General features: G+C 63.3%; 6 protein-coding genes and 1 pseudogene. 2 read left to right on the top strand and 5 right to left on the bottom strand.

Going from position 1 to position 7,847, the window contains the following annotated elements; translation table 11 throughout:
• On the top strand, positions 1-187 hold a 187-nt coding region (locus NRB20_RS38800), incomplete at its 5' end, for a hypothetical protein (protein ID WP_227834240.1).
• 52 nt (positions 188-239) lie between these two features.
• On the opposite strand, the gene NRB20_RS37285 is transcribed toward NRB20_RS38800, so the two are convergent.
• The 4 genes from NRB20_RS37285 to NRB20_RS38795 form a co-directional block, all read right to left on the bottom strand.
• On the bottom strand, positions 240-1,358 hold the full coding sequence (locus NRB20_RS37285; protein ID WP_153416146.1) for a hypothetical protein: 1,119 nt from the start codon (positions 1,356-1,358) through the stop codon (positions 240-242).
• 44 nt (positions 1,359-1,402) lie between these two features.
• Positions 1,403-1,774 (bottom strand): hypothetical protein, encoded by a 372-nt coding sequence (locus tag NRB20_RS37280; protein ID WP_153416145.1) that lies wholly within the window; start codon positions 1,772-1,774, stop codon positions 1,403-1,405.
• Positions 1,775-1,835: 61 nt separating this feature from the next.
• The gene (locus NRB20_RS37275) at positions 1,836-2,099 is read right to left on the bottom strand and encodes a hypothetical protein (protein WP_153416144.1); all 264 of its coding nucleotides are present in this window, start codon (positions 2,097-2,099) and stop codon (positions 1,836-1,838) included.
• Between the two features lie 69 nt (positions 2,100-2,168).
• Positions 2,169-4,757, bottom strand: a complete 2,589-nt coding sequence (locus NRB20_RS38795; RefSeq protein WP_227834241.1) for an ADP-ribosyltransferase — start codon at positions 4,755-4,757, stop codon at positions 2,169-2,171.
• Positions 4,758-4,760: 3 nt separating this feature from the next.
• Here NRB20_RS38795 and NRB20_RS38790 point away from each other — a divergent pair, with 3 nt between their 5' ends.
• The gene (locus tag NRB20_RS38790; RefSeq protein ID WP_227834242.1) at positions 4,761-5,075 is read left to right on the top strand and encodes a hypothetical protein; all 315 of its coding nucleotides are present in this window, start codon (positions 4,761-4,763) and stop codon (positions 5,073-5,075) included.
• Positions 5,076-6,125: 1,050 nt separating this feature from the next.
• Here the strand turns inward: NRB20_RS38790 and NRB20_RS39745 are convergent.
• A pseudogene (locus NRB20_RS39745) lies at positions 6,126-6,446 on the bottom strand (ADP-ribosyltransferase); the annotation flags it as partial.
• Between the last annotated feature and the right edge of the window lie 1,401 nt (positions 6,447-7,847).

Raw genomic sequence — 7,847 nt, 5'->3', positions numbered from 1 at the left:
ATGCGGCGAATTCTCGCAGCAACCGAGGAAAATCGATACGCCCGTCGGAAAATCGGAAGCTCGCGGGCGTCGCGGTGATCACGGTCTCGGTCCGCCCCTCCGCACCACCCTCATAGTCGGCGGCCTGGCCGTCATCCTGATCCTGGTCATCACCGCCTGGCGACTGGCAGGCCGATCGCGCCGGTGATCCGCCGCGCCCCGCAGCAATCCGATCCGGTAGCGCGGGGATTATCGAAGGCTCATTGGTCGGCCCAGTCGCGCATCTGTTGCAGATTGTCGAATTCGCCGATAGGGGCGTCGGGTTCGATTAGGCCGGACATATTGTCTTCCGGGAAGGTTCGGCAGTATTCCAATGCTTCCAGCGGGGTGTCGCCGCGGTTGAACGCTTCGCTCAGGCGCTGGATCCACAACCCACCGGCGCCGAATCCGTACCACCCGGACTGGCGGAAGGGAATGTAGTCCGCGGCGTCGCCGTCCATGGCGGCCCACACCCAACCCAATACGCCGCCCTCTTTCGTCACCGGATAGAAAGCCACTCGCCCCTTGGTCTCCTCCGGATATCGCACGACCGGCGCACTGACGAGATCACCCCAGCCTTCGGAACGATCCACCGGAGTCCCATCCGGGTACATCCCATTCTGAATCCACGGATTCGGCACCTCCGGCCCACCCGGATTCAACGACTGATTCAATCCCTCCAACGTCTCCGAATGCCCTTCAACGACATCGGCCGCAATCCCGCCCGCCTTCGAATCCTCGGCCACCCCAACCCAACTCCGCACCGCGTCCTGCGCCGACATCCCCTTCGCATAACAAGCGTCCAGCCGATCCTCCCACACCTCACTGGCATCGCCCGACGGATCCGAAAACGGGTTGAAATGCCGCCAGGAGGGAAGGTTGCGCAGAAACCCCGCCGTATCCCAACTCACCGACGCATACAGATACCCCAGCAACTTGTCCCGCCGAGTCACCGGATAATAGAAAACCGGAAATCTGGTCCACGGCTCATAACCAGTACGCGGACTCCTGGGCGGCCATTCCCTCCCGACCTCCGGGAATTCGTTCCCTTCCGCAGTCGCATCCGGTTCCGAATCGACCGCGTCGTAATACGCACCGATCTCACCGGGCTGGAGCGAGTTCTCCGGCGTAACCGGCCCGAATCCCTTGCTGAACTTCGGATTACCGCTCACGGTCCGCTGATCCTGCGGGATCGCGTCGCGAGCTTCGACGTCGGCGGCAACCTGCCGATCGATCTCATACAGCCGCTCCAGCGAGATACCCATCTTCGCAGCGATCTGCTCATCGATCTTCCGCTGCTCCGCGGAATCGCCGGACTGCCACGGCGGTTGCTCTGTCATCATCAATCCTTCAGTTCACGGTGCCATGACCACCGATACGAAACTCAGATGTACTCTCGGTACGAAGATTTGAACAGCTGATCCGAAAAGTCAATTTCCTGATCGGGCCGATAGTCCCGCTGCCGAGCGTGTTCGAGGAACTCGTCCGGAATTTCGAGCGAATAGCGCTCCAGGTAGAAGATCGAGTCGACGCGCCACACCCACACACCATCCGACCGCAGCGACCGAGCGCTACGAATCCACTCGCGACGGCCCACCAGATCGACCATATCCTCCAGGATATCGTAGATCGGCCGCCCCTCCCGCAGGTACTCGACAACATTCGATCGATCGGCGATCACCCGCTTCGTATACGACTCCGCCAGCACCGGCAACTCCGGCCGCGACGTCGGATACATCTCACGATAGATCCCCACCGGCTTCACCTTCGGCATATCTCCCTCTTAATCCTTCCGGGTCCGACTTGTCGAATACGCTTCACAAGCCGTCTTCAGGCTCTCGGGTGAGAGGAAAGGGATTCATATTGTCATCGAATCCGGGGACATCGCGCATCTTGTCCCGAAGGCTGTCAGGAGCATAATTATCCGAGTCGTCGAGACTATCGAGATAGTCCCACTTGTATTTGGCGAGTTCCTCTCGCTCCTCGGGCGACCGGGCGGCTTGCTCAGCATCCGACTCTGCCCGGATTCGCGCGAACACCTCGGGGTCCCACCCCTCGGGCGCCTTGTCTGAGCTACTCATCCGCAGTCTTCCTTTCAACAGGTCGGCACCGGGCGCCGACAACGTGACGGGTACCAGCTTTCAGCATAGTCAGCTTTCGACACTGCGCCCCCTGCCATCCACGGACCCATCCGACGACGGAAGCAAGGCGGCGTGATTCTCTGCGATGTATTTCCCGAGTTCGGGATCATAAGCGGACAGTTGTTGCCAGGCGGCCATTGCCGTGTCCTGGTCATACAAGCCCGCCTCCGTAAGCACTCGGGCGTAACCGCTTCGCAGATCGGGGAGTTCGGATGCTCGAGCCGGATCCCATAGCGCAGATACAAGTTCCGTTATGGCGTTGCGCATTTTCGGAATGTAAACATCAGGATGAACGAAAACCGAGGGCGTGTCCGGCGGCACACCTTCGGCCGGTACAGTCGATTCCCGGGATTCGATAGAGAAGGGCACCCCTTCGTCGACGATCGCTTCACTCGGGAAAGGAATATCCGACTCCAGATCACGCACTGCCACAGCCAGGTCCGAATCGTTGCCAGCTGTCGCCTGCGACGTCTCGGCGATTTCCTGCCAGGTGACCTCCAGCACTCCATCGGGACTCATCTGCCGGTCCAACACACGGAACTGCCGACCATCCGGAATAAGCACCTCCTGTTCACCGCGCATACCCGGAGGTCGCACAAATGAAATATCCTTACCAGTAGCCGATTTGATGGTCAGCTTCACATTCGGATTCCATTTGAACCTGGTCTTCGAAGTCGACACGAATCCAGGGTCTTCGACAATATTACCAACCCGATTGTTGTACCAGAATTTCTCCATTTCCTCCGGCGAGAGCATAATCGACCTTTTGACCGTGCCGACGTGATTCGGCAGCTTCTCGAGACCACTACGGATAAGATCGATAGTTTCCGGGGAAACCCAACCCATCTCCTCACCGTGCCGCAAATGACGGTTGATTTCGTTATACGCACTTCCGGCGTAAGCTTCCAGCGCATCACGTTCGGCTTGTGGTAACCGATCACAGGCGTCTTTCGCGGCCTGCTCTATCGGTGTCAACTCTGGTTCGGGCCGATCGTGAGGGGCTGCGGTTGCGGGTTCAGGGTGCTCTCGTTCCTGTTCACCAGGGTTCGAGGTCGGTTCCTCCACACGGCGCAGAGGCGACTCAGTCGAACGAACCGGCACCGTACCGTCATCCGAAGTGCGCGACGGATCTCGTCCTTCCTTCGAAGGACCGGACATCATGTCGGACTCAGGACTCGCCGAACGATCTACGGCAGCGGCCTCGGACTGATCGGAATATGCGGCTGTGGTCCGCTCGGGCTCGGTTTCGCGGGGGGTCCGCTCATCGGCGGCGTGCGAGGCATCGTGCTCGTCGGCGGCCGGATGTTCGGGCGTCGCCTCCCGAGGCTCATCGTGCGGTGCTGGTTCGTTCTCGTGTGGAACCGGGTCGTCGGAGTGCTCGAGCTGGTCGCGATCGTGCTCGGACACGCGTTCCGGGAGCGTCTCCTCGGATGTGTCATGGTGTGGGGTCTGCTCGTCGTCGGGCGTGCGGGGCTCACGCGGGTCCTCGGGACGGGCGAGCGAACTGTCCTGCTCCGGGCTCGCCGAACGATCCGGCGTCGAGGTGTCCGGATCTCGGTCGCGCTGGGTGTGTTCGTCACCGGTTCCGGGTGTGGCACGATCCCGCACATCCTCCGCGGGCGATCTCGGTACCGAATCCCGATGTGGCGAAGACGAATCGGGTGTCGCATCGGCCGCATGTCGCATCGACTCATCGGCCCCACCGAGGCGTTCGGTCGGATGGAAGACTTTCCATTCACCGCCGCCGTGGACCTCCGCGGGCGAATTCGGTTCCTGATTGACGCCGACACTGTCCGAGGGGGCCCGGACGGGGACGCCGAGTTCGTCGGCCACGTGCTGGGCCCAGCCGATCTCGTTTCCGGCGAAGCAGGCGATCAGGCGGACCGGGGTGCCCTCGACATAATTGGGATTGTCGCGGATGGCATCGACGATGTGCTGCGGATTCGACTCGTGCTCGTTGCCGGGAACCGGTCTGCCGAAACGGTTTCCGTGCACGATGACATCGTGTTCGCCCTCGTTGCGGAGGTTGCCGAACACGCGGCGGGCTTCGGGATCGTCGCCGATGGCCGTCCGATCCGTCCCGTGCATGACGGACGGCGCCTCGGCAGGTGCCAGCTCGTGTGCGAGTCCGGCATCGTCCGGTGTGGCGTCGGGCACGGAATCGCCCTCGTGCGTCCGGGGTGTCTCGTGCGATCCCGATTCCACAGGCTTCTCGTACAGGTAGATACGAGTTTTGGTATTTCCGAAAAGATCATTGCCCTTGTCGCGGACGACACCGCGCACCTCGTACTCGGTCCCGCCGCCGTTCAGGACCTCGAGTTCGTTCGGACGCGCCGACAGGGCACTGATATCGCGACCGGTCTCGGAGTGGATGATGAATTCCACGTTGCCGGGAATCATCATCCCGCGATCTCGCGTGGTGCTCGTCATGGCGGGCTCGGTGATCGTGGTACCCGGGACGTAACGAGCGATCTGCTCCTCGGTCAGCTGGGCACCACGCCAGACCGTGCCCTCGTGGCGAGGAAGATTGCGCAGTCCCTCCGAGATGTCCTGGGCGATCCGACGCTGTTCGGGGTCCAACTCGACGCCGTTGCGCATCCGATGGTTCAGATCCTCGTAGACGTTCGCGTCCGGATCCGTGTAGCGGAACACCGCGTCTCGCTGCGCGTCGGTGAGACGCTCGGCAGGGTCGACGTGTTCCTCGTACTCGGGTTCGGTTGCGTCCCTGGGCGATTCCTCGACGACGTCCTGGGGCTTGTCGTCATCGGCGTCTCGCGGCCTGTCCGCATCGGCGTCCTGCGACCGGTCCTCGTCGGACTCACGAGGCCGGTCCTCGGCGTCGCGACGAGGTTCTGCGTGCTGTGGTTTCTCCTCGGTATTCGAGGCGGTGCGAGGCTGATCCTCCGGTCCGGGTGAATTCCGATCCCTGTCCGCGTACAGCCACGCCGGGGGCTTCTCATCGAGGCGAGGATTCGACGGCGGGCGAGCTGCCGGTTCATCGACCGGAGCCCGTGGCGGTGTTCCCTCGCCCACGCGACCGGGGGCGGCCGCGGGACGTCCGGGGAGTTCGGCACGCGGCGGCGGCTTCATCGGTTCGCTCAGTACCGACCGAGGCGTATCAGCGTTCGGGCGCGCGGAGTCGTTCCGCACCGGCTCTGCGGTGTTCGGAGAAGTCACCTCGGTCGGGCCGCCGCGTTCCGCTGCTATGGCCTCGTGGCGTGGGGACTGCGTTTCCGACGGTCTGGTGGCCGAATCGATCGGCGAATTCGCTTCGGGCCGAATCGGTTGCGTGGTCTCGGGACGAACAGCATCGGGACGCGCGGCTTCGGGACGAACCGCCTCAGGACGAGCAACTTCGGGACGTACAGCTTCGGGACGGATGGTCGGCTGGGTGGGAGCTTCGGCCCTGGCCGCAGGTTCGGGGCGACTTCTTTCCGGGTATCCGGCCGCAGATTCCGCGCGCAGACCAGCTGCATCGGGGGTAGCGGAGGAGGTACCCACGCGCTCCGGCCGTACCGGCTCCGTGCGCATCGGGTCCGTACGGACCCGCTCGGTACGCATCGGCTCCGTGCGCATCGGCTCCGTGCGCATCGGCTCCGTGCGCATCGGCTCCGTGCGCATCGGCTCCGTGCGCATCGGCTCCGTGCGCAACGGTTGCGGCCCACGGGGATTGGCTGCGGCGGAATGCGAACCGGGAGAAGGTGTTTCGTGACGCCCGGGGCCGGTATACGGGTTCGGCGGTGCCGATCGACCATTTCCGGCGGCAGAATCGGGCACCGTGCCGTACTCGGGTCTTCGCGCGGCGGGATTCTCCGCCCGCATCGGTGCGTATGCCGCCGATTCGGCAGGACGAGTCGCGGCTCCGAATTGTGCACCGGCGTCGTTGTGTGACATCGCGTGCGGTACGACCTGTGCGTGTATCTCGTATACGGCATGGCCACCGACGTTGACAACGCTGACACCCGTAATTTGGTACGAGGTTTCACGGGCCAGCAGCAGTTCCCGCTGATTCGGGAATGCGCTCCGCTGCCCCAGCCATACACCGTGGGTTCCCTCCGGCAGATCGAATTTCATTCGATACCGGAATGGGTTGTGGTCGACCGTGGTCGGATCGGCACCCAGAGACAAGGACAGATAACCACGCTCGAGCTGCGAACCACCGATGAGACAAATCGGATCCCGGTTTCCGAGCGGCTTGCCGTCACCAGCGGTCATGAAGCTGATGTCGTGCAGTCCACGTACCGCCTGCACCGGTTCGGGCAACTGATGCGCGAGTGCTGCATCCATCTCGCCGATCTGGCGATTGAACAATTCGACGGTCGGCCGTTCACCGAAATAGTCGTGCAGGAAATGGTTCTCCCCGGCGTTGTGGAAGATCTCCTGGAGACGCGATTTGCTGCCGACCGCACTGAACAACGTACGCATCGTCAGCATTCGCTGCTCAGGTGTGGCATTCTCGTCCACCAGCATCCGCAGCAGTTCACGCCGAGTGGTGGGCATTCGACCGTGATTCAGCGAGGTCAGCGCATGATAGGCGGCGGTGTCTTTCTGCAGGCGTTCGAAATGCTTTCCCATATTCTCGCGAGTTCGCAAGAAGGTATTGGGATACGAGTTCTGGGTGTAGCGATGCACCTCTCTCTGCTGATATTCAGGCAGGTTGTCATAGACATGTCCCAGACTGTTCTCGCCGTAGTACCCTCCGGCCTCGTTCGTGTCGAAGCGTCGATATCCGTCACGTATATAAGTCGCTTCATGCGGAGGAAGTGATTCATTGTGAACGGGTGCACCGGGATGCGGAGCATTCGGGTGGGGATGTCCGGCGGGCGGACGATTCGGATCGCCATAGGGACGGGGAGCCGCCGGTGCTTGGCCGCCCGGGTGATGCGGTGCGGCGGGACGATACGACGGCCCGGGGTTGGGTGTGGCCGAGTCCGGCCGACGTGGTGGTGCAGACTCCGGGGCACGATCGTCCGGGGTCGTGTATCGCCGCGGTTCCTCCGCGCCGGGGCGAGGGGACTCCGGGCGGTACGGGCGCTCGGGGCTCATCGTATCCGTGCCGGGGCGGGCGGCATCGCGCGGATTTCCGGGTTCCGACGTGCGCGGAGTGTCCGCACGCGGGTCGCGGGAGCGGGCAGCCGTGCGTTCGGATTCGGATGTGTTCTTCGGGCGGTCCTCGTTGTTAGGGTGGTCCCGGGTCGGTTCGCGTTCCGGGCGTTCGGGCGGGCGCTCGGATTCGGTGGGGAGCTTTTCCGGCTGCCGGGGGTTTTCCTCGGAACGCGGTTTGGATGGTTCGGGCTTGTCGGATTCGGGGCGGGAAGGGTCGCGCGATTCCGGACGTGAGGGGTCGCGCGACTCAGGTCGTGAGGGGTCGCGCGACTCGGGACGTGAAGGATCACGCGACTCGGGGTGCGAGGGATCACGCGATTCCGGTCGCGACGGATCACGCGACTCCGGACGCGACGGATCACGCGACTCCGGACGCGACGGATCACGCGACTCCGGACGCGACGGATCACGTGGGTCCGAGCGTGGGGAAGAGTCCGGTTTTTCGCGTGGAGTGTCGGGGCGGCCGAGCGCGCCGGGCGGTGTGTGCGGATCCAGGGCGACCATGCCCGAGCCCTCGCTCGAACCGTAGCCCTCGAACAGTTCCGCGCCGAAGCGGCGGCGGAATTCGGCCTGGTCGGTCGT

Origin of the sequence: Nocardia macrotermitis (genome assembly GCF_009604405.1) — a bacterium.
GTDB lineage: Bacteria > Actinomycetota > Actinomycetes > Mycobacteriales > Mycobacteriaceae > Nocardia > Nocardia macrotermitis.
Note: the sequence above shows the minus strand (reverse complement) of the source record. Positions and strands in the feature narration are given on the sequence as shown.

Bases quoted from the DNA above. Each gene is read 5' to 3' on its own strand.
- NRB20_RS37285 (WP_153416146.1), bottom strand. From the start codon at position 1,358: ATGACAGAGCAACCGCCGTGGCAGTCCGGCGATTCCGCGGAGCAGCGG.
- NRB20_RS37275 (WP_153416144.1), bottom strand. From the start codon at position 2,099: ATGAGTAGCTCAGACAAGGCGCCCGAGGGGTGGGACCCCGAGGTGTTC.
- NRB20_RS38795 (WP_227834241.1), bottom strand. From the start codon at position 4,757: ATGCGCAACGGCGTCGAGTTGGACCCCGAACAGCGTCGGATCGCCCAG.
- NRB20_RS38790 (WP_227834242.1), top strand. From the start codon at position 4,761: ATGGTTCAGATCCTCGTAGACGTTCGCGTCCGGATCCGTGTAGCGGAA.